This is a genomic window from Herpetosiphon llansteffanensis (assembly GCF_003205875.1).
Classification (GTDB): domain Bacteria; phylum Chloroflexota; class Chloroflexia; order Chloroflexales; family Herpetosiphonaceae; genus Herpetosiphon; species Herpetosiphon llansteffanensis.
In genome coordinates this window covers 1-23,981 of record NZ_PUBZ01000158.1, presented here as the reverse complement: position 1 = coordinate 23,981, position 23,981 = coordinate 1, and the positions used below count along the sequence as shown (strand labels likewise).

Below are 23,981 nucleotides of genomic sequence, written 5' to 3'. Positions count from 1 at the left end.
AGGGGGAGCCGACCCTTGTTTACCAAGAATTGAGCAAGAACCATGAAATTAAAGCCCCTCTCCCGTCTATCGGGAGAGGGGTTGGGGTGAGGGAAGCTTGACTCTTATTTCGTGATCAAGGGCAAATATTGCACCGAGCCACTTGCATAATCATCAAGATAGGCCGCAACCCACGCCAGCGGCGAGTTCCAGTTAATCGTTACTTCGTTGGTCGACCACGAATCAATATGGTCAACATAGCATTTCAGGGCCGCACAACCAGTTAATTCTGCTTGAGCATACGGGTCTTCAATACCTGAATTTGGGCCACCAGCGACCACACCTGGCGGCGTACCAGGATAGTCTGGGTTGATTTGCTTGGCCCAGAAACGATGATGCGGGTTGGTCAAGGAAACTGAACCATAGCCCGAAATATACGAGCGGTTGAGCGGGTTGCGGCCCAGCAAATAGTCCATGCCTTGGCTAATCGCATCAGCATAGCTGGTTTCGCCAGTAAAATCACCAGCCAAACCAATCACAATCATATTGTTCAAAATCGATGAGTTGGAACCCCAAGGATATTGGCTGCCCGGATTGTAGGGAATGCCATAGCCGCTTGCTTGTTGCGCTGCCACAAATTGATCAGCTGCCGCAATCACTGCCGCCCGCGCTGTTTGGCGATCAGCACTACTCAAATCGCTAGGAACCAAGGCTAACGACAAGGTGCCAAGGCTAGCAACGCTGCCCCAGTTCATGGCGCTGCCGCCACCAATATCGAGCTGCAAGTAATATGAAGATTCTTCAATCGCTTCGCGATAGGTTGCCGAGCCAGTTGTTACATACAATTCGGCGGCGGCCCAATACCATTCATCGTTCAACGTTCGATCGCCATAGCCACCACCGCCAGCGAAGTGATCGCTGGCAAATTCGTTGGGATAGCCCACCGCTGCTTGCCAAGCTCGTTCGGCAGCAACCAAACAACGGTCAGCAAATGCCTCATCAATCCCGCGCCAAATCCGCGAACATTGAGCTGCCGTCGCGGCCAAATTCAAGGTTGCAGCGGTACTTGGTGGATACAAATAGCGCATTTGCGGATCGTCATGCGGAGCCATTGGCAAGCCCGTCCATTGGGCATCGTGGACTTTGTGATGCACCATCCCAGTTTTGGAAACTGGCGCAGTTGTAGGAATTTGCATTCCCAGCATAAATTCCATATTCCAGCGTACTTCATCCAACAAATCGGGCACGCCATTATTATTTTCGGGAATATTCATGCTGCCATCGGCAAATTGGGCAAGGCTTTCAGCGCCACGTTGCTGTGCACGTTCATATTGATTCAGCAACGTCCAGACCGAAATGCCACTGTTAACCACATATTTGCCATGGTCGCCAGCATCGTACCAACCTTTGGAAACATCAAGTTCATAATCGCAGCCGGGCCATGTTTGGCCTTGATTGTCGGTGCCAGCAAAACATGTCACCGCAATATCACCTTGATTTGGCGCAACTCCAATATGTCCAGCAGGCCGCGTCCATTGTTCGTCGCCAGCATAGGGCATGGTAATCGCAATACCGCTGCGGTTATGGTAGAAATAGGCCAAAGCATCGTATTTCAGCCGCGAGTACAAGCCAGCTTCAATTGCAAAAGGATAGCTCTGTTCGCTACCAACCTGCAAATAATAGCCTTCGCCAACCGTTTGATAGCCCGAAAAATCGATCAAATGCAGATGTTCAGCAGAAGCTGCTTCTTCGCCATAGACCGTGGTTTGGCCGCTCAAAACCACTGTATCAGCGGCATTGTGCAATTGCCAAGGCAATGGCTCGTTTGCAGGGTTCACCAAACTGGCCACTTTGCTCATGGTGGGCAAATAGCTCGCTTGATTAACCCGAATTCCGGTTTCTAACATTTCTAAACTCACATGATTGATGCAGATCGTCGGCGTGCCTAAGCCACCCATTTGGAACGACAACGAGGCTGCATCGCTATAAGCCGATGTAAAATGAAAGACAAATTCTGTCCAAGCTGCATTGAGGCCAGGATCAGCAGCAAAATAGCCAGTATATGGCTCGCCGTTTTGTTGCAAACGTACTGGCAAGGTTATTGGGGTTGTCGATTTAGCAGCGAATTTGAGTTGATAACTTGCGCCAGCTTGCAACGTAATATTATGTTGACCAAGCTGCACATCCCAAGGATTGGTGCCAGCAGCATTAATCGTCAAACACGCACCATCAGCGGTGTCAATGCTGAGATCGCCAGCTGTCCACCATGGATCAATCCCCCCAACAAAATTGCCATTTTGCACCAAATTACTCGATGGCTCTGCTGGCCCAGTTTCGCCAAGCACCTGCACATCGTCAATCGTCAGCACATTATTGCCTTGGCCGCCCATCTGAAATTGAAAAGCCGCCCCAGCATCATCAAACGCCGAGGTAAAAACAAATTGATGGGTTTGATCGCTGGTCGTCAGGGCAATATCTTGGCTGAAATAATTGGTGTATGGGGAAGCTTCTTTTTGCAGTTTAAGCACCGCTGTGCCTGTGCTTGAGGCTCGAATGCGAAAGGTGACGGTGTAGGTTTGGCCAGCTTGCAGATTAAGCCCATTCTGGCCAACAATCGCATCCCATGGATTGCTACCAGCGTTGGTGATTGTGGCAACCAACGAGCCACTTGCAGCATCAGCAGTAACCGAATTGGTGGCCCACCACGGCGCAAAACCAGCGCTAAAATCACCATTTTGCAGCAAATTACCAACAGTTTGTGGGGGTTGGGCATGGATTTGTGAGGTCGCAGGCACGATTGCTTGTTGGCATCCTAAAGCAATAATCAGCCAAAGCACGAACAATCCTCGCGCCCAAAAGCTCTTCGTCGAACGGATACCAATCACGGTACGGCTGTGGTCAGCGCTCATTGCTGCCTCCATGATTCACTTCATTGGAATCGGTCTCAATAGACAGGCGTAAAGGAAAGTAAATTGTTCAGACTAAAGCTGCTGCTACGGTGCAGGATGCTGGTGGCTGCTCTAGTCGGTAATTGAGAACGATCTCATAGCTAGATAGCCTATAATAGCATAGGATTGTGCCGTATAATGCAACCAACAATTTTGCCACATTGAAGCTTCATTGGCCAGAGGAACTCATGCAATCCGCCAGAACCAGCTATACTTACACTCCAATGCCATTTCGCCGCCTGCTGCGCTGGTCGATGCTGCTCTCAACCGTGTTGGGCTTTATTATTTTAATTCCCGTTGCAACCTCTGGAGTAAAGCTCGAAAATGTGCTGTTAACCTTTGGTTCAAGCTATTCGATTGGCATCGCCGCGCCGTCGCTGGTCTTTTTCCTCTTGCGCTGGACAATGCCAATTGCCCAACGCCGCAACTGGTCGCCGATTCGGGCTTGGTCGCTGGCCGTTTTTATTGGCGGGCTGATTGCGACCATCATCTATGCGCTGATTTTTGGCCTGTTTTTCATTCCAGCGCCCGAACGGCTCAACTTCATCATTTTTTGGATTATTTTGGGTTCGTTGCTCTCTGCCAGTACCACCGCCCTGTTTTATACCGCCGAACGCATCTTGAACGATTTAGAAAAAGGTCGCCAAGCGCTGCGCAAAAATGCTGCCCTCTCCGAAGAATTGCGCCTTGCCCGCATGATCCAAGAAGGATTATTGCCTGATCACGCGCCGGAAATCAATGGTTTAGCAATTGCTGGCGGTTGTTTTCCTGCGCACGAAGTTGGCGGCGATTTGTTAAGTTACGATTTAACCGCCGATGGGCGTTTGTGCATTAGTGTTGGTGATGTGACGGGCAAAAGCGTCAGTGCTGCGATGCTGATGGGAATTACGCTTGGCGTGTTGCAATCGGAGATTTATGATCACGCTGAGCCAGCCGCCGTGCTCAGCGAGCTTGATCGTTGGTTGCGCACCAAGCGCCAAACCAATAATTTTGTGGCCTTGCAAGTAGCCTTGTTCAACCCACAAAATAGCAGCATGCTTTTAGCCAATGCAGGCCAATTAGCGCCTTTGCGTCGTCGCCAGCAAACGGTCGAGTTCTTGGAAATTCAGGGCAGCTTGCCGCTTGGCATGGGGCCGCAAATGCCACATGTACAAGAAAGCATCAGCCTGCAAAGCGGTGATTTGTTGGTGTTCTACACCGATGGCGTGGTCGAAGCCCAAAATGCCAAAGGCGAAATGTGGGGCTTTGAAAATCTGCTGCAGCTGGTCAAAACCATGCCCAGCAACCATCCGCAGGAGATGGTGCAAGCAATTCTGGCGGCAATTCACAGCTACAGCCACAACATTCAACCTCACGACGACATCACTTTAGTCGTGGTAGCTGTTCAATAATTATGTCAAATAAATATCAGATTGAGCATATTCAACTTGAACATAGCGCTTGGGCACCGATTTTCATCGCCAAACTTGAGCCACAGCAACTGCCAAATATGATTAATTTACCGCATCGACATAGTTTTCACGAGCTGCTTTGGATCAAGGCTGGCACTGGTCGCCATCAAGTTGACCAACAATCGTACCCATTGCAAACTCACACTTTAGCCTTGGTTGCCCAAGGTCAGGTGCATGTGTTCGAGCAAGCAGAGCAACTGAATGGCTATTATGTGCGCTATGATCAAGCGTTTCTGCAACCCCAAGCCCATGAGCAACAACCGCAATTTAGCGCCAGTGGCGGTCTGCAACTCGGCGCTTCCGATAGCCACATAATCGATAGTTTATTTGATTTATTGGCCCAAGAATATCAACGCGAAGATTGTTTAGCCAAATATCACAGCCTGCGCCATTTATTATTGACCTTGCTTTGGCAAAGCCAGCGCCTCAATCAAGCAGCCCATGATCAGCCGCAACAGCCAAATTATGCCATCTATCGCCAATTTTTGGGCTTGCTTGAACAGGCATTTCAGCAGCACCACGACATTCACTATTATGCAGAACAGCTTCAGCTGAGCAAAACTCAATTGGCCCAAATTAGTAGCCAACACAGTGGTCAGCCGCCCAAACGCCTGATTCTCAAGCGCGTTTTGCTCGAAGCTCAGCGCTATCTGCAATTTACCAGCTTGCCAATTCAGCAGCTTGCCCACAACCTCGGCTTTCATGATCCATTCCATTTCAGCAAGTTTTTCAAGCAAGAGCTTGGCATTTCACCGCGCCGCTATCGCGAACAAACCACAAAAAAATGATATGTTAGCGCCAAAATTTTTCCATTTTTTCCAGCGCAATCAATGAGTACAATAGAGCGATGGCTAGTTTTCAGCAGCTACTAGCCAGCAATCTGTTAGCACGCAAATACGAGGTCTTCATGAAACGGATCGTCATCGATCAAAAAATTGCAGTTTGTGTCGTCTTTGTGGCGGCATTGTTTATGAGCATTATGGATGGCACGATTATCAACGTAGCCCTTGCCACCATCCAGCAAGATTTTGGGGCTAGCAGCAGCGCGATCAATGCGATCGTTGTAATTTACTTAATTTGTATTGCAGTCGTCATTCCCGCTTCAGGCTGGCTGAGCGACCGCTGGGACACCAAAAGGGTCTTTTTAACTTCGCTTGGCTTGTTTACCTTGGCTTCGATGGCATGTGGTTTGGCCCAAAATATTGAGCAATTGATGCTAACTCGTGCCGCCCAAGGCATTGCCGCTGGCGCACTGATGCCTGTTGGCACGACGATGCTCTTTCGCACCTTCCCACCACACCAACGGATTCAAGTTTCGCGGATTTTGATTATTCCAACCGTCATTGCTCCAGCAGTTGGGCCAGTGTTGGGCGGCTATTTAGTCGATCGGCTGTCGTGGCATTGGGTCTTTTTTGTCAACGGCCCGATTGGCTTGGCCGCCTTGATCTTTGGCGCGCTTTGGCTGCAAACCCCGCAGCGCGAACAGGTTGGGGCCTTCGATTGGCTAGGGTTTATTTTGGCAGGCACTGGCTTTGCGGCCTTGCTCTATACCTTGACCGAAGGCGCAAGCAAAGGTTGGGGTTCGCCATTGATTCTGAGCAGCGCAGCGATCGGGATTTTAAGCCTTGCAGCGCTCGTCTTTGTCGAGTTGGCCAAAGCCAAGCCAATGCTTGATCTGCGGCTGTTTTCGATTCCGCTGTTTCGGGTGAGCAATTTAGTGGCAATTTTCGGCTCGGCGGCCTTCACGGGGATTCTCTTTTTGATGCCGCAATTTCTGCAAAACGTCGCTGGTGCCAGCGCACTCGAATCGGGCTTGACCACCTCGCCCGAAGCGATTGGGGTCGTACTATCGAGCCAACTTGTGGCTCGGCTCTACCCCAAAGTTGGCCCACGTCGCTTGACCTTTGGCGGCGTGCTCGGAGTTGCCGTCATGATCGGCCTGATGAGCACGATTGATGCAGAAACCAATTTGTGGTTGGTGCGGGCCTTGATGTTTGGCACTGGCGTGGGAATGGCCTACCTGTTTTTGCCAATTGAAGCAGCAGTTTTTGCCCAAATCCCCCATGCTTCGACTGGTCAGGCATCGGCAATTTTCAACATGCAACAACAACTTGGCTCAGCCTTGGGCGTGGCAATTTTGGGCAGCGTTTTGGCGCTCAATCATAGCGGCACGGGCATAAATCAAAATGCTCAAAGCTACCAATATGCTTTCATGGCAGCCGCAGTTTTAGCATTAATTTCGGCATGTGTGGCGCTCTTCATCCGCGACCGCGATGCTGCGGCAACCATGGCCGAACATGGCGAGCACAGCGAATTAGGCCATTCGGCAGCCTAAAAAGCTGCGGCGCATGAAACCAAATTCATGCGCCGCACTGAGCTTAAATCACTTCTTGGTCGCGCAAGCGTGGCTTGGGATCGTCGCCACCGCTGCTTGGGCGTTGTTGCTGTTGGGGCTGGCCACCAAACATGCCGCCACCACCGCCAAACAATTGACCAAACAAATCGCCTAAGCCACCAAGGGCATCGCCATAGCCGCCTTGAGGCTGTTGTTGTTGCGGTGGTTGCTGCTGTTGTCGGCCACCACCAAACAATTCCTCAAAGCCACTGGTTTTCGATGGCTCGCCGCGGCCTGCGCTAAGACCATTGGCAAGCAAGGTTTGCAGCAAACTACCAAGCAATGAGCTAGCGCCAGCAGCCCCGGGATCGACTTTGCCAGACGTATCGTTATTGCCAAATTGGCCAAAGCCTGAGCCTTGTTGACTGGTGCCATATGCGCCGCGTTGCGAAGCTTTGTAGCCATCCATCAGCGCTTCGAGCGTCGATTTGCCATTATTGCGCGATTGCATAAAGGTGGTTACACCAGGCACGAGTCCATCGAGAATCCCGCCCTCGCCTTGTTGCTTAACCCCAGGCGTATTTTGCACCCCGCCCAGCAAACCGCCCAGCAATTTCATAATATCGTTGACCCCAAACGAGGTCTTGCCTGCAAGATCGTTGGCAGCTTGATCCAAACCGTTGGCATACATTGGCGCGGTTGGGCCTTTGCCCGAGGTGCGCAAGGCATGGCTAGCAGCGCGTAACGCGTTATCAACCGAGCCTTGGCCTTCATTTTGGCGGAGCGTATTGGTAATTGTTTCAAAATTGCTGACCATATTATCGCCAGCATCGCCATCGCCAACCCCATCAAGTGCATTCAATGAATCGCGTTCATCGGCTAGATTGTTGGTTATTTCGGCAAACAGGTCGGTCAATGCCTTCGACATACAACAACTCCTTTTGGTGCAAAGCACATAATCCTACAGCGACTACTGCGATTTTCGTACCACCAATTATCACGATTCTAGCAGCTTGGCTTGCGAAACTCAATTGTTAAACAGCAATGGCTGCTCGCACTGGTTAAGTACGAGCAGCCATCAAGCACTAGTTTAGCTATTTTGGACCAACATAAGCACGCTGTTCAGTGGTTGTTCGGCCAATTGTGGCATCAATTGCAGCATTCCCTGCACTTTGTGCAAAACTGGCTGTTGCTCTGTACTGGCGACACTCAAGACTTGCTCAAGAGCTGCCCCAACGTTTAGGCTTTGCAGTTCTTCAGCGCTCAAGTATTGGCTGGCAATCAAGGCTGCTTCGCGCAATACTGGCTGAGCAGAAGTCAGATTCATGCCATTATCGTTGCTAGCCGTTTTTTCAGTAGCGCCATTGCCGTTGGCTGGCAACACGCGGCTGATCAAGCGATTGCCAAGCTCCTTCAATGGGGCTGGCGCGGTGTTGATCAAGCTGCCAACGCCGTCGGCCAAACCGATCATGCGCAGGATTTGTTGGGCCGTTTCTGGCGTACCATAAAGCTTGAAATCCATCGCGGCCATTGCTTCGCCCATGGCTTTGGCTTGCGCCACACCAATTTCAACTTGGGCGTGCATCCGAATCCGTTCAAGTTCTAGCTCTTGCGCCACCCCAGCGTGGGCGGCCAAGGCTTCGGCCAAGGCTTTCTGGCCTTCTGCTTCGGCCAGTGCTTTGGCCCGAGCAGCTTCAGCTTCAGCCAAACCACGTTCGCGAATCGCATCAGCTTCGAGCCGTGAAGCTTCAGCTTTGGCCTTGATAACTTCTGCTTCGGCCAAACCTTGCGAGGCAACCGTGGCTTTGCTGGCTTCGGCGCGCAAGATTTCCGCATCAGACATGGCTTGGGCTTCGGTGCGGCGTGCTTCGGCCATCTTGATTGCGGCGCTTGCTTCGGCGGTTGCTTTCTTGTTCAAGGCTTCAGCATCGGCTTCGGCCTGCTTAATTTGGCGGAAGGTTTCTAGCTCGACTTCGTTTTTGCGATTGATAATTTCGCGCTTGGCATCACGTTCAGCATTGATAATTTGAATTTGCGCTTCACGTTCAGCAGCGGCCCGTTCTTGCACCGTAACCACGCCTTGCTCGGCAACTTCACGTTCGGCAGCAATTTCCAGACGATCTTTTTCTGCTTGTTCAAGCTTGGCTTGCTCTTGGGCCAAGGCCACTTGGCGTTCGCGGTCGGCCACTTGAATCGCTTGCTCACGCAAAACTTGGCTGCGCTGCACTTCGCGCTGGCGTTCTTGTTCGGCCAACTGAATCGCTTGTTGCTTGCGTTGTTCGGCCAACATCACCGCTTGTTCTTTGAGTTTTTCAGCTTCGGCGATGGTACGTTCTTTTTCAACCCGACTTAATTCAGCAGATTGTTGTTGTTCGTAAGCAACGCGCTCGGCAGCAGTACGTTCTTCTGATTCGCGAATCAAAATTTCGCGTTGTTGGGTTGCGCGAGCTTGCGAGAGATTTCGCTCCAAATTCAATTTTTCTTGGTCAACATCAGCGTTGCGGCGCGTAATTTCCAATTCGCTTGAGCGCTCAATATCATTTTGCTCCTGCGAAGTGCTGGCATTGCGCCGGGCAATTTCCAACTGCTTTTGGCGCTCAATCGTGTTGCGCTCTTGTTCGGCAGTTGCATTGCGCTTGGCAATTTCAGTTTGGGTCATTTGATCAATTTCGTTGCGTTGTTTCAGCGCTTGCTGAATAACTTCTGCATTGGCGCGGGCCACTTGTGCCCCGAACACATCATCGGTGCCAAAACTACCTTGGCGAGCACTCTTTAATGCAGTAATTGAAACTGCTTCCAGCACCAAACCATTTTCAGCTAAATCACTGCGAACCAAATTTTGCACTCGTTCAACAAATTTTTCGCGTTCTTGGTGCAACGACATCAAGGTGAAGGTTGCGGCTACGTCACGCAACGCACCTTCCAATTTACTTTCGACCAAGCGTTTAACGCTATCGGTATTAACTTCTTTGCCACCGATGGTACGTGCAGCACGCTCAATATCTTCAGCGATTGGATTAACTTTGATAAAGAAAATCGCCCGAATATCGGCATATTGTGGGTCGATGGTGAGCAAGGCGTTGGCCTCGGTACGCTCAACATCAATATCCATCGTGCGCAAATCAACCCACGTAATTTCGTGGAAAGCAGGAATCACCCAGCTACCGCCGTTGAAAACGACTTTTGGTTTGCTGCCGCCAGTGCGCACATACGTCCGGTCGGCTGGTGCTTTCACATAAAAGTGATTGACCAAGGCAAAAAACACGACCAGCAACAGAATGATAACGAGAATGGCCACCCCAACCAAGATTGCAATTTGTTCCATTATCGATAACTCCTTTATAACCTAGGATGCTGCCTATATACTGCAAAAAGAGCCACCCTAGAGACGTTCCCTCGTAAACTAAGCCTTCTTTTTCAACCATAGATCACATTGCACAATTCCTTACATTTCACAAACACTCACGAATGACGAAATTGTTTGGCAATAAAACAGCGTTTCGTACTATCGTATTCAACCAACGCTACCTCGGTATTGGTTGGTAATGGCTCGCCGGTGGCTAATTGGGCAAACACCGTGTGCAATAAGCCATGGGGATCGCGCACCTCAACCCGACCATACGTCATACTAATGGTTGGGCTACTAACGCGGCCAACCCGACCAACCAATTGTTCAAAACCAATTGCATTGGTGCTTTCGGGAGCTAATTTTGCGAAGATTCTGCTGGTGCGGCTAGTACCAAAAAAGGCCAGCGGCAAGCTCAGCACCAAAATCACGCCAAAAAACCAGCTCTGGTAGCCGCTGCCAACTTGCACCACAATGGCATTCAGCAGCAACCCAATTAAGCCAAACAGCGATAAGAAACTGACGAGGATAAACATGAGGGGCACTTTGCCAACCCCGAGCGTATCGAGGGCGGCATCAAACAAATCGTGGCCATCACTATCAATATCGGCATCGCTATCGTGATCGCCGAAGCCACCAACGATTTGCAAAACCGCAAAAACCAAACCAAGGCCAAGACTAATCAAAAACGGTAGGTTGTACCACGTTGTCCATACCTTCATGGGCGTTTTCTCCACATCCGAGTGTAGCTTCTGTACGTGGTAATTATTAAAATGTTGCAGCTGAAGAACCGCGATCGATGGTTGCTGAAGCATAGCATAAAAGCCAGATGCGACACAAGCACATCCTTGTGTTAAAATACGCAACATTGTGTTGTCGCCCAACGGCTCTAGCCGCGATCTCAACGCTGGTTGCACACCGACGTGCCGCTTCTTGGCGTGGCTTTGGCTTTGTTATTATCCAAACGCGAGGAGAGCAGTCGTATGCTCCGAACTCACACTTGCGGCGAGTTGCGCCGCGACCACATCGACCAAACCGTGACGTTAGCTGGTTGGGTTCATCGCCGCCGTGACCATGGCACTGTGCTGTTTATCGATTTGCGCGATCGCTATGGCTTGACTCAAGTGATTGTCGACCCGTCATCGAATCCTGAAGCCCGCGCTCTGCTTGATAGCATCAAAAATGAGTATGTGATTCAAGTAACAGGCCGCGTGCGCTCACGGGTTGCTGGCGCTGAGAATAGCAATTTGGATACTGGCGCAATTGAAATCGAAGTTCAGAGCGCCAAAATCCTCAACACTGCCAAAACTCCGCCGATCTTGGTCAATCGTGATGGTGGCGAAGATGAAGCGCTGCGGCTCAAATATCGTTATATCGAATTGCGCCGCGAACGCCAGCAGCATATCCTTGGGTTGCGCCATCGCACCATCAAATTTATGCGCAATTGGATGGATGCTGAGGGTTTTTGGGAAATTGAAACCCCAATTTTGATGAAAAGCACCCCTGAAGGCGCACGCGACTACCTCGTGCCAAGCCGCTTGCACCCAGGCGAATTTTACGCCTTGCCCCAATCGCCACAGCAACTCAAACAATTGTTGATGGTTTCGGGCATCGACAAGTATTTCCAAATTGCGCGCTGTATGCGTGATGAAGATTTGCGCGCCGACCGCCAGCCAGAATTCACCCAACTCGACATTGAAATGAGCTTTGTCGAGCAAGATGATGTGCTCGATGTAGTTGAGCGCTTGATGACCGAATTGGTTGCCAATGTTACGCCGCACAAACGCTTAGTTTCGCCCTTCCCACGCTTGACCTACGCCGATGCGATTGAATATTATGGCTCGGATAAGCCCGATTTGCGCTACGATTTGAAGTTTGTCAACGTTGGAGAAATCGTCAAAGACAGCCAATTTGGCGTGTTTACTGGCGCACTCAGCAGCGGCGGCAAGGTGCAAGCAATTCGTTTGCCTGGCTGTGGCAGCTATTCGCGCAAGCAAATCGACGATCTGCAAGAAGTTGCCAAAATCGGCGGAGCCAAAGGCATGGCCTGGATGGCAATCGAAGCTGATGGCAGCGTGCGCTCACCAATCGCCAAATTCTTCGAACAAGCCCAACTTGAGCAATTGAAAGCTGCGACTGCTGCAGAAGCAGGCGATTTAATCGTCTATGTTGCCGATAAACCAGCAGTTGTGGCCGCCTCGTTGGATAAAGTGCGGCGCGAAATGGCCAAACGGCTTGATCTCGCCGACAAAGATCTGATGCATTTTGCCTGGGTGATCGACTTCCCAATGTTTGAATACAATGCCGAGAGCGGCGAATGGGATGCTGCCCACCATCCATTCTGTATGGTCAACCCTGCCGATGTGGAGAAAATGCAGCGCGGCGAGTTCGAAGGAGTACGGGCTGCTTCCTACGATTTGGTCTGCAATGGCTACGAGTTGGCATCAGGCTCAATTCGGATTCACGATCGCAGCATTCAACAATACATTTTCGATCGCTTGCCCTACAGCCCAGAAGAAATTCAAAAACGCTTCGGGCATATGTTGGAAGCCTTCGAATATGGTGCGCCACCGCACGGCGGCATGGCTCCAGGCATCGATCGCTTAGTGATGTTGCTGGCTGATACCGACAACATTCGCGACGTGATTGCCTTCCCCAAAACCCAACGCGCCGAAGACCTGATGATGAACGCACCATCATCGGTCGATAGCAAGCAATTGCGCGAGCTTGGCTTGCGCTTGGCCGATGGCGTTGAGCCACGCGGCTAATTCCCAGCACTCCAGCCTGACCCATTGGTTAACTATGGGTCAGGCTGCGGTTAACAGCCCAAAATCTGTGATACGATAACCTGAGTAATTATCGAATTCATGGATTGGCATGCAAACGGCGACGTTACGTTTAATCGAGCACCCAAGCGTTTCAAGCAGCCAGCAGCGTTGGCTGGGGTTACTCTGCATCCTCATGCTTGGCTGGCTCAACCCGCTAAGTTGCTTGTGGCATTGCGATCGCTCAAACCAGTTGAGCGCTGCAAATCAAGCGCTCGATTCGGGAATATTTATCTGTTTGATCGCCGAATCGCAGCCACCAGCTAGTGAATTGCACACCCATGCTCCCAGTTCAAACCCCAACCCCGCCAACCAAGGGCTATTTAAGCTACTTGGTCATACTGGCTTGATTATGATGTTAAGCTGGCGTTGGCGCAAATATTCGCCTGCCCCGCTCATCTGGCAAAGCCAAGCCTCACAGCCACCGCTCGCGCCGCCACCAAAATGAGCGCATATCAATAAAATTGCTGCTGAATAATGCTATTTTTGAGGAGTATCTTGTGTTAAAACGACTTTTGATCTGCCTATTACTATTGACGAGTTTGGTTGCCTGTGGCGGCAATGATGGGGCGCAAGTACCGGCTCCTGTCGAAAAAACCGTTGATGGCGTGACACTCAAGCTCACCGCTGAAAGCCCGCTGAGCCAAAATACCGACCAAACTTGGGTGATTAATGTAAGCCAAAATGGCCAGCCAGTTGATAATGCCGATGTCTATTTGGATATTGATATGCCGTCGATGCCGATGGGCCAGAACAAACCCTTGGCCAAAGGCGAAGGCAACGGCAATTATCGCGCCCAAGGCATTTACACCATGGGCGGAGCGTGGTCAGTCAGTGTGTTCGCCGAATTTGCTGGCAAAGAATACCAAGCCACGTTTGATGTTAACGTGCCAGAATAAACCCAAGGAAGTAGCCCTTCATCAAACCTGAAGGGCTACTCCAATCACAATTTAGGGTTACTCCGACTTGACAAATTCGCCATCTTCGGGCATTATTGGCGCTAGCAAAATAAATGCGGGAGTAGCGCAATGGTAGCGCATCTGCCTTCCAAGCAGATGGTTGCGAGTTCGAGTCTCGTCTCCCGCTCCATGTACACATTCTGGTTGAAACAGAATAAGTGATTGAAAACATCGTCAGCAATGGCGGTGTTTTCAATTTAAGCGCGGCGGTTATACGAGTGTCAAAGCAGAAAGATCAGTGATACTATGCTAGCGCAAGCTTAATTAACCCATTTGGGGCAAGCACACGAGGCCCGAGCAATGATTAATACCGATGATGCGTATCGTAAATATTTAAGAGAACACCTTGCAACCTGTATTCCCGCAGGCTTCGCTGCTGATGATCGGGTCTTGCTCGCCTAGGCACGCTCACAAGGGTTATTGATGATCAATGCGTTGATTTTCATGCGGACTGTTCATGGCATCTCGCTGGGAGCCGCTAAAGATCGGGTCGTTGCAAGTGATGTTTGGGCCGAGCAGCACGCAGCAATCAACCACATCCATACCATCATTGAACAAGCGCTACAACAAATTGATACTGAAACAGCTATCGATGGAGTCTAAATTAGCCCACACGAAATAGGCAACCACGCTAACTTCCACCGCCAAGATCCAAAGGTACAGGCGAATGGCTAACCTTCTACTATGGCTGCAATGCTGCATAAAAAAAGGCAGGGATCACCTGCCAGTTAAAACGTGGTATCGGCCAAGCGTGGCTAGCCAGCCTCGCGAACGACGAGGGAATCCAAGGATTCAATCTCGGCTTCAAGAATTAAAATGTGTTCTTGATCGCGGCGTTGACTGGAATACATCGATGCCAGCAATTCCTCGCGGCTGGTGTGCTCGAACAAGGAATTGTCGGCAGCAGTGCGCTGCACCCGCATAATCGTCTGTTCGGTTCGACGATGACGTTCCTTCAAACTCGTGATTTGCGATCGAAGCTGGCGATAGTGCACGCGTTTCATACAACCTCCAAAAAGAGCAATATCGAGCCTCTATGCAAGTCACGCGCCAAAGAACATTCTATCGTTAGTTGGTTTCAGATTCGTGCGCAGCATCGAAGGCGATGAGTTGGGCTTCGAGCAGCAGCAGGCGTTCTTGCTGCCGTTGTTGCCGCGCATCGATCACGGCGATCAATGCAGCGCGGCTGGTATGTTGAAACAGCGGATTGTCGGGAGCATGGCGTTCGATTTGAGCAATGGCAAGCTCGTCACGGCGGATGTGGGCCTTCAGGCGCGTAATCTGGGCACGAAGTTTGCGGCGATGTAATACACGAGTCATCGTGGCTCCTCATTAAAACAAGAACCACTATTCTAGAAGTAGAACAGTGGTTCGTCACTCACCAAAAGGTCATTGTTGGATGAATTCACACAGGCCACAAGCAAACGTGACTTTTGAGGTAAGAATTAATGGCAGCATTGGCTCCTTTTTAATTACACAGCCTCACGTTTAGTTTGGGGTAGCAGTAAAATCTGAATTAACCCAGCACAAAATAGGCAAATACGCCAACCTCGCCAGCCAAGATCCAAAGGTAGAGGCGCTGGTAATAGATAAAATAGCGATGACTCAAGGCAAAATTAGGAATCACATGCCAAGGTTGGCCAGCTGTGTTCAGACCTGCATGCAGTGCTTTTGCAATGATTTCGGATTCAGCCCAGCCTTCCAAGGTCAGTGTGCGCTGTTGTTGTTCAATAGTCAGGTCGGGAATTTTTATGCGTGGCAAGCCACGAATCGGCTCACGCAACACAATATATGGCAGATCGCGCCGAGTATAGAGGGCCATGCCAACCGATTCAATCTGCTCCCAGCGAATACTAAAATATTGCCAACCTCGACGCATAATCAAGCCTTGATGGCTAATATCAAGATACGAAAGCATATCAATCGCCATCCGACTTGCAAAGGTTAGGAGCATGATGGCTAATCCCCAGCGCAGCATAGGATCAGGCTCAGCATCAAGACCCAGCAATAATCTGAAAGCATAAATCGTTGCAGCAATAACAGCAACCAAGCGTCGCCAATATTCGGGAACCCTGAACTGATAAATAAATCGGCCAGCGGACATAGAAATTCTCTCATTCTGCAAGCAACACCACCAGCAATACGCGAACCCAAAAGCCAAGGTTGCTGCTGCAAGCCACTGCTACATCAGCTTCCTATCATTTGTTTCACTCCTAATTCTGCTTACACTAGCTGCAACCACGGAGGTATTCACCATGATCTCCATATTTCGCTGGCTTCGTTCATGGATTAGCGTAATGTATGCAACGAGCATTATTCTCATGTTCATTGCACTCCATCAGCTGATTAAAGGCTATCAGAGTAGTGCTGAGGAGGCGTTTCTCGATCGCGTGTTCGGTACATCTGCTGGTATGTATTTCTGCTTTATCCCACCGCTTAGCGTTTTTGCGCTGCTTGGTTGGCGTTTGGCTGCCAATAGTGAATTTCTGAGACCAGTATTGATTGGCATAGGGTTCCTCGCATCATGCAGCTTTATCTTTGGGACAATGATGGTGGCGCAACTTGCAATTTTGATCAGCAGTGTTGATCAGCGCGGCAATCCGCTTCCATTTGGCTCGGCAGCAACTTGGCGTGGAGTAGTCGAGCCACGCTTCGTATTTACCCATCTTGGTTGGGCAATGCTTGTTAGCATCGGATCGTTATGTATACTCGGCTGTTGTTATCTCAAATATCGCTGGCCAACCCGCCCACTGAAGCCCAATCAGCAGCCTTCAACAGCTCATTAGGCAGGAGCAGATTATGCTGACAAAGTTTATTAATGGCTATCAACGCTGGGCATGGATTCCATGGTTTGGAGGGGTTGGATTGATCGCAGCAGGGCTGAATACTTTACGCCAGCCCTTGCAGCAATCGACTTCATCGTATAGTTCTGAATCACAACCCTATCTAGCCTGGCTAGGCATTGGCATCTTGATCGTGCTTATCATCGTGAGTGGCATCACCCTACTTATCAAACGCATGCGCTTTGCATGGGATCTGGTTTGGATGTGTGCAGCGCTGCTGATGTTGTGTGGGGTTTTATCATGGAGTGGAACAAGATCCTCACTTCGAAACACTGAATCCAGCCGATCACACCAGCGGGCAAAAATCACCCTTGTGATGCAGCAACAGGCTGCATGGTTCATCGTTGGCGGCGCAGCCTGCATCTTGATCACCAGTTGGATTATTATGCTTGAGCCAGCCAGCACCGCACCGTCACAACCGGAACATAGCCATCCCGATGAACAATTAATCACTTGATGTTTAATAGTTCAGCACAACGTGCTTGCTGCTGACCTAATTTACCGCCAGCTGGCGCGCAAAAAATTGCACTGCTGCGTCACTTGCTTGTTGCTGAATCGCTTTGCGATCAACTCCGGCAGGATCAATACATAGCTCAGGAATCAGCTGGCAGCCTGCTTCGGTGCATTCAGCCAAAAAAACATAGTGGCCCACAGCTCCCTCAAAAACAATTAATCCTGCATCGTTGATCAGCGTAGCATAGTGTTGAGCATTCGCCGCAGGCGGAGTGTTGGTATCGGCTGCGCCAGCCATGATCAGCACCGGAATAGCGACTTCTGCCAAGCCAGCGGCGCTAAATCCCTCACCAAGCGCTGGAGCCAAGGCAAAAACAGCATGCACCCGCTCATCACGATAGGATTGGCGGTGCTCGCTGGCTGCGGCAGCAGCTTCAAGCTGCCGAATCAACTCATCTGGATTCGGGAACTCAGGTGGCGCAAGCAAGTGGAGTGGCCGCCCAGAATCGGTATAGGCCGCCAAGAGCGTGCCCAAATCGAGCCGAGCACCAGCAAGCGCCAATACGCTATAGCCACCAAGCGAAAATCCCGCCGCCCCAATTCGTGTTTGATCGATCGCTGGCCCAAAGTTCTGGTCATCGAGCAACCGATCAAGCACTGTACTCAAATCCCGTGGACGTTCCCAAACCCGCGTAAAGCCTTCGACCAAATAGGGTTCAAGGCCCGTGTTGCCATGATGATTAACCCCAGCAACGATATAGCCTTGCGCAGCCAACGCCCTAGCCAGCCAACCAAGTTGCATAGCAATCCCACCAGTTCCATGCGAGATCAGAATAAGTGGAAACTGCCCTTCAGTCAGCGCAGCATCAGGTGCGGCTTCGCCAACATTAAACAGCGGGTTATCGGGCGGGCCAATGAACATGGAAATTCGCGGCGCAAGCGCATCACACGGATACCAAATATGGGTCAACAACGGACGATCACCACCCATTCGCCAATCGACGCGCGTTTGATCGTGATACGCCAATGTCCGCCAGCCAACGTTATACAGCATATTGATCCTTCCTGTATGTTTAATGCGCACAGCCAAGCTCGCATCACGGAGCCAAATCAAACCATTCCAGAATATGGGCAAGCAAACGACTTTCTGCATCATGATCGCTATTCACAAACGCATTCGTCATTCGCTCACGGCGCGTCGGATCAAGCACCCAGCCAATGACCCAAGCTGTTGCCTGGCCACGATTGGCCCAGCCATGGCCATGTAAGCGGTTTTGGCTAAGAATCTGGGCCATATGCAGATCAAGAAAATCTGCATAGTGCTGTAATCCAGTCAGTGTTTCCAATTGCGCATCCCAGCTCAGCAGCAATGGTTGCAGATCAAGCCCCGTTTGGGCAATTGCGCTCAGCATTTCAGCGACTGAAGAATCTGGATCAGCCAGCGCTTCTTGCCAGAGCGTCCAAAGATAGGTCTGAATAAGCTGTTGTTCTGCTGCTGGCCACGTCTGCCAATCAGCGAGCCGCAGTTTGCCAAAGAGCATATCGCAATCGAAGAAGGCTGATCGATCAGCGCACAACTCGAAAAAGCGCGGCAAGATCGCCCGAAATTGATCAGCATCGCCCCATGTATTCAGCGCCTTAAGGCTATAACGCCAAAGATCGTTGCTGCTTAATTGGCGAATCGGTTGCGCACGGAGGCGCTGATAATCGACATCAGAAACACAACATGGGCAGCCAGTCGGATGCACAGGAATCGTGTAGCGACTGAAACATTGATATAGTTGCTCAATAATGCTCTTCATCGCAGCTGATTGCAGCATAGCTTCATTTCCACCCAACGAACAAACGCCATTACTTGAGCTGCTGTGCAAGACCCAGCAGAATGCCTTCGGGGCCGCGAATAAAACACAGCCGATAAAAATCCTCATATTGAGCAATTTCACCGACAATTTCAGCACCATGCGGACGCAAGCGCGCCAGAACTGCATCAAGATCATCAACCGCAAACATAATTCGCCGAATCCCAAGCGCATTCGAAGGAGCATTGGCTGGGGTAACATTCACCGCCGCTGGGTTATGAAATTGCGACAATTCCACGCGGCTATGGCCATCGGGAGTGCGCAACATGGCAATCTCACATTCCACATGCTCAAGCCCAACAACCTGATCAACCCATGGCCCAGCTAATGGCATCTCGCCCTCTAATTCCATGCCAAGTGCAATAAAAAACGCCTTTGCAGCAGCAAGATCGTTGACCACGATCAGCACATTGTCCATCCGTTGCAGCGCCATGGTTAATCCTTCCTTTACAGCAGCAAGCCTGATTAATCGTGATTGATCTGGGCAAGAATGGTATCGACAACGCTGGCAAGCGGGGCAGTAGCATCAATCTGGATTGCATTCGGCGCAAAACCATCCTTGGTTGCATGTTGGAAGCGGGCAAAAGCTGCGCCTGCTTCTGCTGTGCCACCCCATTCATCTGCAGGTCGAGCAGCAAGCCGCTGATTGAGCGTCGCCAAATCGACCTCAAGCACAAACACAGCATCGAACAACTCAACAAAACGGGCGGAGTTGCGTGAGCCACCACAAAAGAAGCTTATTTGATGCATGTGATCGGCGACCAAAGCGCGAACCTTGGCAACATCCCAGATCCACGCGCCAGGCTCAGCGCTGCTTGCATCAACTGGCTTGCCTGTTTGTAGATCGCCAGAATAGGCCAACTCGCGATCGCCATGGATGGCATGGTAGCCACGGCGTTGTAACTCGGTGCAGACCGTCGTTTTACCAGCGCAGGAAACACCATCGATGAGGTAATTTTTGCGGCCCATGCTTGGCTCCAATCACCAGCTCTGCGATTCGGCATAATGAGCGAGATTAACGCTCATCATAGCTATGTTGTCAATCTTGCTGGCGCTAAAACCACAAACGACCCGCTAGGGGTCGCTTGTGGGAGAGAAGAGAGAGGAGAAGGTTTGACTTAACTATACCAGTAAATAGGGCAAATAAGAATGAGATCTTGATTAATGTCTTGGAGCTAGCCCAAACCATCTGCAAAAGCCCCAAATTCAAAGCATTGCGTTTGCTGGCCTGCAAGCATAGCTTGACATCCAACATTGAGTTGCTATCATGTGCAACTAAATGGTTGCATATAAATAGGAGAATTGCATGAATAACCCAACCAATAGCCGCAGCCTCTGGATTGATGCTCCCCGCGATGTTGTTTGGAAAGCGCTCACCGAGCCAGCCAGCATCAGCACATGGCTCTTGCCGCCAGCGCTCGGTGCAAAGCTTGTAAAGCTTGATGAGCAACGCATTGGCAGTGCATTGGGTGGCATGACCATTCCCTTGCTTGAGTTTGAAGTAATTGAGCATGCGCAGCAACTGACATGGATGGGTTTGCCTGATCGGTTGTACCCAATCAGCTTTTCCTTGCACGATCAGGCCAATGGAACCCAGCTTGAAGTTAGCATGCAGGCAGCAACGAGCCAATTAAACCATCCCCATGCTGATGCTTGGGAGCATGGATTGCGCAACTTACAAGCAGCGCTGGCAGGCGAGGCCTTACCATTTCCTGATGGCTTTATCGCCAAATTATTGGGCTATCGCCATGAAGCAGTCCAATTTAGCCTTGAACGCAGCATTTGGATTGCCGCCACGCAAGCCAAAGTGTGGCAGGCAATTACCGACACCCAAGCCTACTCAATTTGGTTTTCGCCGAATTCAGCCTGGGAGTTAAGCAGCCTCGAAGCAGGCGGAAAATTCTTTGTGCGCGATCCTGAAACGGGCGGCGAACTCTATACCCAAATTATCGAGCTGATTGATCCGATTCAGCGCTTCGTGTTGCGCACCGATGCAAACACGCTTGGGGCAGCAGAACGTACCGATTATCGCCTAAACGCAGAGGCAAACGGCACGCGCCTAACGATTATCAACACAGGCTACAGCTTGCTTGATCCCAGCCAACGTGATACAAGTATGGAACAAAACTCGGTTGGTTTTGGAATGATGCTTGAAAACATCCAAGCCTATCTTGAACATCGACCATTGCCCTATCCATGGGGCTTCTAAACCAGCGTCAATAATCTGATCGGCAGCTCAAAACAGCGGGGAATAGCGGCATGCTCAGCAATTCAACAACCAGTGAAATCCATGCCATTTTTGCTGCATTGGGCGATCCGATTCGACGCATGGTAATTGAATATATTGCGGCTCATGGGCCACAAACCGCAACCCAACTGGCAACCCAGTTTCCAATTAGCCGCCAAGGTGTGCTCAAACACCTAATTATTTTGAATAATGCTGGGCTTGTGGTGGTGCAACAGGTTGGCAAAGAAAAACGCTATCAGCTTGTGCCACAGGCATTTGGCTCGATTGAACAATGGGTCGCGACGTTGAGCATCGTCTGGGATGAACGCCTCAGCCGCCTAAAACAGCTGATCGAAGAGTGAGCGACCACGCCAAGGTTGCTCTTGCTCACGAGCGAAGACTGCACACGCTACATGCAGATAACTAGACACTATTCAAACATTCGTGCTACAATTCATTAGCATATCCTGCTCATTGGCCTAGGTCTAGCTGGCAGATCAATGCCGACCTAGGCCACGTTTAGCATACGACCCGCTGCATGACGATTGATTCGTCGGTAGCGGGTTTCGTTTTGGCTATTGATAATCCCCTCACGAGGATTTAGGTTATTCGAATTCAGACCAACGCCATCGCGATTTTCTGGCCGCGACTATGTTTTAATCCCTCACGAGGATTTGGGTTATTCGAATTTACCGTGTCGAACCCTGCGCCAAACCAAGCCGATTTTGTTTTAATCCCCTCACGAGGATTTGGGTTATTCGAATGAAGCTGGAAGCCAAGATTGAGGAGATCACGGAGCAATTGACGTTTTAATCCCCTCACGAGGATTTGGGTTATTCGAATCTATGGGATGACCGAGGACAGCAAACTTCGGTTAGTTTTAATCCCCTCACGAGGATTTGGGTTATTCGAATGCACAGCCAAGTCCCTATCGCCAGCTGCTCCGCGCTCGGTTTTAATCCCCTCACGAGGATTTGGGTTATTCGAATTCTGGTTGGCGCTGGCGGCACGGGCGGGTATTTGTTGCGTTTTAATCCCCTCACGAGGATTTGGGTTATTCGAATGCTCGCGTTCCCGTACAGCTTGAACAGCACGAAGTCGGTTTTAATCCCCTCACGAGGATTTGGGTTATTCGAATCCAGCCTTGGGGCAAATGCTCCACAATTAATCGAGTTTTAATCCCCTCACGAGGATTTGGGTTATTCGAATCTACAAATGGCTCTACAAGTCGATTACCATTATAAAGCTGTTTTAATCCCCTCACGAGGATTTGGGTTATTCGAATTCTGTGGTAAAGATCACATGTTCCATCATTGCGTGTATGTTTTAATCCCCTCACGAGGATTTGGGTTATTCGAATAAAGATCACCCGTTGGGGTGATACGATAGAGAGGTAATGGTAGGTTTTAATCCCCTCACGAGGATTTGGGTTATTCGAATACAAAGCAAAACCGCCAGCATTGTGCTGACGGTCTCGGTGAGTTTTAATCCCCTCACGAGGATTTGGGTTATTCGAATGGACTGAAGCAAAAGTTAGTGGCGTGCCAACGTATAACGGTTTTAATCCCCTCACGAGGATTTGGGTTATTCGAATTTACCGTGTCGAACCCTGCGCCAAACCAAGCCGATTTTGTTTTAATCCCCTCACGAGGATTTGGGTTATTCGAATGAAGCTGGAAGCCAAGATTGAGGAGATCACGGAGCAATTGACGTTTTAATCCCCTCACGAGGATTTGGGTTATTCGAATCTATGGGATGACCGAGGACAGCAAACTTCGGTTAGTTTTAATCCCCTCACGAGGATTTGGGTTATTCGAATGCACAGCCAAGTCCCTATCGCCAGCTGCTCCGCGCTCGGTTTTAATCCCCTCACGAGGATTTGGGTTATTCGAATTCTGGTTGGCGCTGGCGGCACGGGCGGGTATTTGTTGCGTTTTAATCCCCTCACGAGGATTTGGGTTATTCGAATGCTCGCGTTCCCGTACAGCTTGAACAGCACGAAGTCGGTTTTAATCCCCTCACGAGGATTTGGGTTATTCGAATCCAGCCTTGGGGCAAATGCTCCACAATTAATCGAGTTTTAATCCCCTCACGAGGATTTGGGTTATTCGAATCTACAAATGGCTCTACAAGTCGATTACCATTATAAAGCTGTTTTAATCCCCTCACGAGGATTTGGGTTATTCGAATTCTGTGGTAAAGATCACATGTTCCATCATTGCGTGTATGTTTTAATCCCCTCACGAGGATTTGGGTTATTCGAATAAAGATCACCCGTTGGGGTGATACGATAGAGAGGTAATGGTAGGTTTTAATCCCCTCACGAGGATTTGGGTTATTCGAATACAAAGCAAAACCGCCAGCATTGTGCTGACGGTCTCGGTGAGTTTTAATCCCCTCACGAGGATTTGGGTTATTCGAATGGACTGAAGCAAAAGTTAGTGGCGTGCCAACGTATAACGGTTTTAATCCCCTCACGAGGATTTGGGTTATTCGAATACTATGGCCATTGTTGTCGCATTGCTCCGATCGGGGCTTTCAGGCAAGTTTTAATCCCCTCACGAGGATTTGGGTTATTCGAATAAACTGATCGTATTGGCGCAAGAAGAATCACATTCTATGTTTTAATCCCCTGGTATAAACAAATCATGCAATCATGGATGCGACAATGGATTTGCTTGACCCCATTGCCGCATTGATTTGTCTATGACCCTTGGGGAGGATCACATGACCCATCCTAGCACACCACCGACCAC

Annotated in this window: 22 protein-coding genes, 1 tRNA gene and 1 CRISPR repeat array; of the genes, 12 read left to right on the top strand and 11 right to left on the bottom strand. The window is 50.2% G+C overall.

What is annotated here, in order from left to right:
- Window positions 1–104: 104 nt before the first annotated feature.
- The gene (locus C5S61_RS24920) at window positions 105–2,888 is read right to left on the bottom strand and encodes a glycoside hydrolase family 9 protein (RefSeq protein ID WP_164689776.1); all 2,784 of its coding nucleotides are present in this window, start codon (window positions 2,886–2,888) and stop codon (window positions 105–107) included.
- Window positions 2,889–3,115: 227 nt separating this feature from the next.
- On the opposite strand from C5S61_RS24920, the gene C5S61_RS24915 reads away from it, so the two are divergent.
- The 3 genes from C5S61_RS24915 to C5S61_RS24905 all read left to right on the top strand — a co-directional run bounded on the left by C5S61_RS24915 (window position 3,116) and on the right by C5S61_RS24905 (window position 6,713).
- A complete protein-coding gene (locus tag C5S61_RS24915) occupies window positions 3,116–4,318 on the top strand; it encodes a PP2C family protein-serine/threonine phosphatase (RefSeq protein ID WP_124033506.1) in 1,203 nt (400 codons plus the stop codon).
- Between the two features lie 2 nt (window positions 4,319–4,320).
- Complete coding sequence (locus tag C5S61_RS24910; RefSeq protein ID WP_110520009.1) at window positions 4,321–5,166, top strand: AraC family transcriptional regulator; 846 nt, start codon at window positions 4,321–4,323, stop codon at window positions 5,164–5,166.
- 119 nt (window positions 5,167–5,285) lie between these two features.
- Window positions 5,286–6,713, top strand: coding sequence for an MDR family MFS transporter (locus tag C5S61_RS24905; protein WP_110520200.1), 1,428 nt, complete (start codon window positions 5,286–5,288; stop codon window positions 6,711–6,713).
- Window positions 6,714–6,756: 43 nt separating this feature from the next.
- Here the strand turns inward: C5S61_RS24905 and C5S61_RS24900 are convergent, their stop codons facing one another.
- The 3 genes from C5S61_RS24900 to C5S61_RS24890 form a co-directional block, all read right to left on the bottom strand.
- Window positions 6,757–7,641 carry a DAK2 domain-containing protein gene (locus C5S61_RS24900; RefSeq protein WP_110520007.1) on the bottom strand — a complete coding sequence of 295 codons (885 nt, stop codon included), beginning with the start codon at window positions 7,639–7,641 and terminating at the stop codon, window positions 6,757–6,759.
- 162 nt (window positions 7,642–7,803) lie between these two features.
- On the bottom strand, window positions 7,804–10,038 hold the full coding sequence (locus C5S61_RS24895; protein ID WP_110520005.1) for an SPFH domain-containing protein: 2,235 nt from the start codon (window positions 10,036–10,038) through the stop codon (window positions 7,804–7,806).
- 137 nt (window positions 10,039–10,175) lie between these two features.
- Window positions 10,176–10,781 (bottom strand): OB-fold-containig protein, encoded by a 606-nt coding sequence (locus C5S61_RS24890; protein WP_164689775.1) that lies wholly within the window; start codon window positions 10,779–10,781, stop codon window positions 10,176–10,178.
- Between the two features lie 261 nt (window positions 10,782–11,042).
- Here C5S61_RS24890 and aspS point away from each other — a divergent pair, with 261 nt between their 5' ends.
- From aspS to C5S61_RS26980, 5 genes are all read left to right on the top strand, one after another.
- Window positions 11,043–12,827: an aspartate--tRNA ligase gene (gene aspS / locus C5S61_RS24885; protein WP_110520002.1), complete on the top strand. Its 1,785-nt coding sequence runs from the start codon at window positions 11,043–11,045 to the stop codon at window positions 12,825–12,827.
- Between the two features lie 109 nt (window positions 12,828–12,936).
- Window positions 12,937–13,332 carry a hypothetical protein gene (locus tag C5S61_RS24880; RefSeq protein ID WP_110520000.1) on the top strand — a complete coding sequence of 132 codons (396 nt, stop codon included), beginning with the start codon at window positions 12,937–12,939 and terminating at the stop codon, window positions 13,330–13,332.
- Between the two features lie 52 nt (window positions 13,333–13,384).
- Entirely contained in the window at window positions 13,385–13,783 is a 399-nt protein-coding gene (locus tag C5S61_RS24875; protein WP_164689774.1) for a FixH family protein, read from the top strand.
- Between the two features lie 115 nt (window positions 13,784–13,898).
- Window positions 13,899–13,973 (top strand) — tRNA-Gly (locus tag C5S61_RS24870).
- Window positions 13,974–14,287: 314 nt separating this feature from the next.
- Window positions 14,288–14,446, top strand: coding sequence for a hypothetical protein (locus C5S61_RS26980; protein ID WP_164689773.1), 159 nt, complete (start codon window positions 14,288–14,290; stop codon window positions 14,444–14,446).
- Between the two features lie 152 nt (window positions 14,447–14,598).
- Here C5S61_RS26980 and C5S61_RS24860 read toward each other — a convergent pair whose 3' ends face one another.
- The 3 genes from C5S61_RS24860 to C5S61_RS24850 form a co-directional block, all read right to left on the bottom strand.
- Window positions 14,599–14,847 carry a hypothetical protein gene (locus C5S61_RS24860; RefSeq protein ID WP_110519994.1) on the bottom strand — a complete coding sequence of 83 codons (249 nt, stop codon included), beginning with the start codon at window positions 14,845–14,847 and terminating at the stop codon, window positions 14,599–14,601.
- A gap of 64 nt (window positions 14,848–14,911) precedes the next feature.
- A complete protein-coding gene (locus C5S61_RS24855; RefSeq protein WP_110519992.1) occupies window positions 14,912–15,163 on the bottom strand; it encodes a hypothetical protein in 252 nt (83 codons plus the stop codon).
- Window positions 15,164–15,359: 196 nt separating this feature from the next.
- On the bottom strand, window positions 15,360–15,947 hold the full coding sequence (locus tag C5S61_RS24850) for a hypothetical protein (protein WP_110519990.1): 588 nt from the start codon (window positions 15,945–15,947) through the stop codon (window positions 15,360–15,362).
- 193 nt (window positions 15,948–16,140) lie between these two features.
- Here C5S61_RS24850 and C5S61_RS24845 point away from each other — a divergent pair, with 193 nt between their 5' ends.
- Together C5S61_RS24845 and C5S61_RS24840 are read left to right on the top strand one after the other, a co-directional pair.
- Window positions 16,141–16,629 carry a hypothetical protein gene (locus tag C5S61_RS24845; RefSeq protein ID WP_110519988.1) on the top strand — a complete coding sequence of 163 codons (489 nt, stop codon included), beginning with the start codon at window positions 16,141–16,143 and terminating at the stop codon, window positions 16,627–16,629.
- A 13-nt stretch (window positions 16,630–16,642) separates the two neighbouring features.
- A complete protein-coding gene (locus C5S61_RS24840) occupies window positions 16,643–17,143 on the top strand; it encodes a hypothetical protein (RefSeq protein ID WP_110519986.1) in 501 nt (166 codons plus the stop codon).
- Between the two features lie 36 nt (window positions 17,144–17,179).
- On the opposite strand, the gene C5S61_RS24835 is transcribed toward C5S61_RS24840, so the two are convergent.
- From C5S61_RS24835 to C5S61_RS24820, 4 genes are read right to left on the bottom strand one after another with little or no spacing between them, the layout of a single operon-like run.
- Window positions 17,180–18,193 carry an alpha/beta hydrolase family protein gene (locus C5S61_RS24835; protein ID WP_164689772.1) on the bottom strand — a complete coding sequence of 338 codons (1,014 nt, stop codon included), beginning with the start codon at window positions 18,191–18,193 and terminating at the stop codon, window positions 17,180–17,182.
- Window positions 18,194–18,236: 43 nt separating this feature from the next.
- Window positions 18,237–18,959, bottom strand: coding sequence for a hypothetical protein (locus C5S61_RS24830; protein WP_110519982.1), 723 nt, complete (start codon window positions 18,957–18,959; stop codon window positions 18,237–18,239).
- A 31-nt stretch (window positions 18,960–18,990) separates the two neighbouring features.
- The gene (locus C5S61_RS24825; protein ID WP_110519981.1) at window positions 18,991–19,431 is read right to left on the bottom strand and encodes a VOC family protein; all 441 of its coding nucleotides are present in this window, start codon (window positions 19,429–19,431) and stop codon (window positions 18,991–18,993) included.
- Window positions 19,432–19,463: 32 nt separating this feature from the next.
- Window positions 19,464–19,967 (bottom strand): AAA family ATPase, encoded by a 504-nt coding sequence (locus C5S61_RS24820; RefSeq protein WP_110519979.1) that lies wholly within the window; start codon window positions 19,965–19,967, stop codon window positions 19,464–19,466.
- 337 nt (window positions 19,968–20,304) lie between these two features.
- Here C5S61_RS24820 and C5S61_RS24815 point away from each other — a divergent pair, with 337 nt between their 5' ends.
- Window positions 20,305–21,207, top strand: a complete 903-nt coding sequence (locus tag C5S61_RS24815; protein WP_110519977.1) for an SRPBCC domain-containing protein — start codon at window positions 20,305–20,307, stop codon at window positions 21,205–21,207.
- Between the two features lie 50 nt (window positions 21,208–21,257).
- Window positions 21,258–21,587, top strand: coding sequence for an ArsR/SmtB family transcription factor (locus C5S61_RS24810; protein WP_110519975.1), 330 nt, complete (start codon window positions 21,258–21,260; stop codon window positions 21,585–21,587).
- 216 nt (window positions 21,588–21,803) lie between these two features.
- Window positions 21,804–23,808: direct repeats of the CRISPR family, unit length 37 nt; unit sequence GTTTTAATCCCCTCACGAGGATTTGGGTTATTCGAAT.
- Between the last annotated feature and the right edge of the window lie 173 nt (window positions 23,809–23,981).

Bases quoted from the DNA above. Each gene is read 5' to 3' on its own strand.
- C5S61_RS24830 (WP_110519982.1), bottom strand. From the start codon at position 18,959: ATGCTGCAATCAGCTGCGATGAAGAGCATTATTGAGCAACTATATCAA.
- C5S61_RS24845 (WP_110519988.1), top strand. From the start codon at position 16,141: ATGTATGCAACGAGCATTATTCTCATGTTCATTGCACTCCATCAGCTG.
- C5S61_RS24860 (WP_110519994.1), bottom strand. From the start codon at position 14,847: ATGAAACGCGTGCACTATCGCCAGCTTCGATCGCAAATCACGAGTTTG.
- C5S61_RS24910 (WP_110520009.1), top strand. From the start codon at position 4,321: ATGTCAAATAAATATCAGATTGAGCATATTCAACTTGAACATAGCGCT.
- C5S61_RS26980 (WP_164689773.1), top strand. From the start codon at position 14,288: ATGCGGACTGTTCATGGCATCTCGCTGGGAGCCGCTAAAGATCGGGTC.
- C5S61_RS24890 (WP_164689775.1), bottom strand. From the start codon at position 10,781: ATGAAGGTATGGACAACGTGGTACAACCTACCGTTTTTGATTAGTCTT.
- C5S61_RS24900 (WP_110520007.1), bottom strand. From the start codon at position 7,641: ATGTCGAAGGCATTGACCGACCTGTTTGCCGAAATAACCAACAATCTA.
- aspS (WP_110520002.1), top strand. From the start codon at position 11,043: ATGCTCCGAACTCACACTTGCGGCGAGTTGCGCCGCGACCACATCGAC.
- C5S61_RS24810 (WP_110519975.1), top strand. From the start codon at position 21,258: ATGCTCAGCAATTCAACAACCAGTGAAATCCATGCCATTTTTGCTGCA.
- C5S61_RS24820 (WP_110519979.1), bottom strand. From the start codon at position 19,967: ATGGGCCGCAAAAATTACCTCATCGATGGTGTTTCCTGCGCTGGTAAA.
- C5S61_RS24840 (WP_110519986.1), top strand. From the start codon at position 16,643: ATGCTGACAAAGTTTATTAATGGCTATCAACGCTGGGCATGGATTCCA.
- C5S61_RS24825 (WP_110519981.1), bottom strand. From the start codon at position 19,431: ATGGCGCTGCAACGGATGGACAATGTGCTGATCGTGGTCAACGATCTT.
- C5S61_RS24850 (WP_110519990.1), bottom strand. From the start codon at position 15,947: ATGTCCGCTGGCCGATTTATTTATCAGTTCAGGGTTCCCGAATATTGG.
- C5S61_RS24915 (WP_124033506.1), top strand. From the start codon at position 3,116: ATGCAATCCGCCAGAACCAGCTATACTTACACTCCAATGCCATTTCGC.
- C5S61_RS24855 (WP_110519992.1), bottom strand. From the start codon at position 15,163: ATGACTCGTGTATTACATCGCCGCAAACTTCGTGCCCAGATTACGCGC.
- C5S61_RS24815 (WP_110519977.1), top strand. From the start codon at position 20,305: ATGAATAACCCAACCAATAGCCGCAGCCTCTGGATTGATGCTCCCCGC.
- C5S61_RS24880 (WP_110520000.1), top strand. From the start codon at position 12,937: ATGCAAACGGCGACGTTACGTTTAATCGAGCACCCAAGCGTTTCAAGC.
- C5S61_RS24895 (WP_110520005.1), bottom strand. From the start codon at position 10,038: ATGGAACAAATTGCAATCTTGGTTGGGGTGGCCATTCTCGTTATCATT.
- C5S61_RS24920 (WP_164689776.1), bottom strand. From the start codon at position 2,888: ATGAGCGCTGACCACAGCCGTACCGTGATTGGTATCCGTTCGACGAAG.
- C5S61_RS24835 (WP_164689772.1), bottom strand. From the start codon at position 18,193: ATGCTGTATAACGTTGGCTGGCGGACATTGGCGTATCACGATCAAACG.
- C5S61_RS24905 (WP_110520200.1), top strand. From the start codon at position 5,286: ATGAAACGGATCGTCATCGATCAAAAAATTGCAGTTTGTGTCGTCTTT.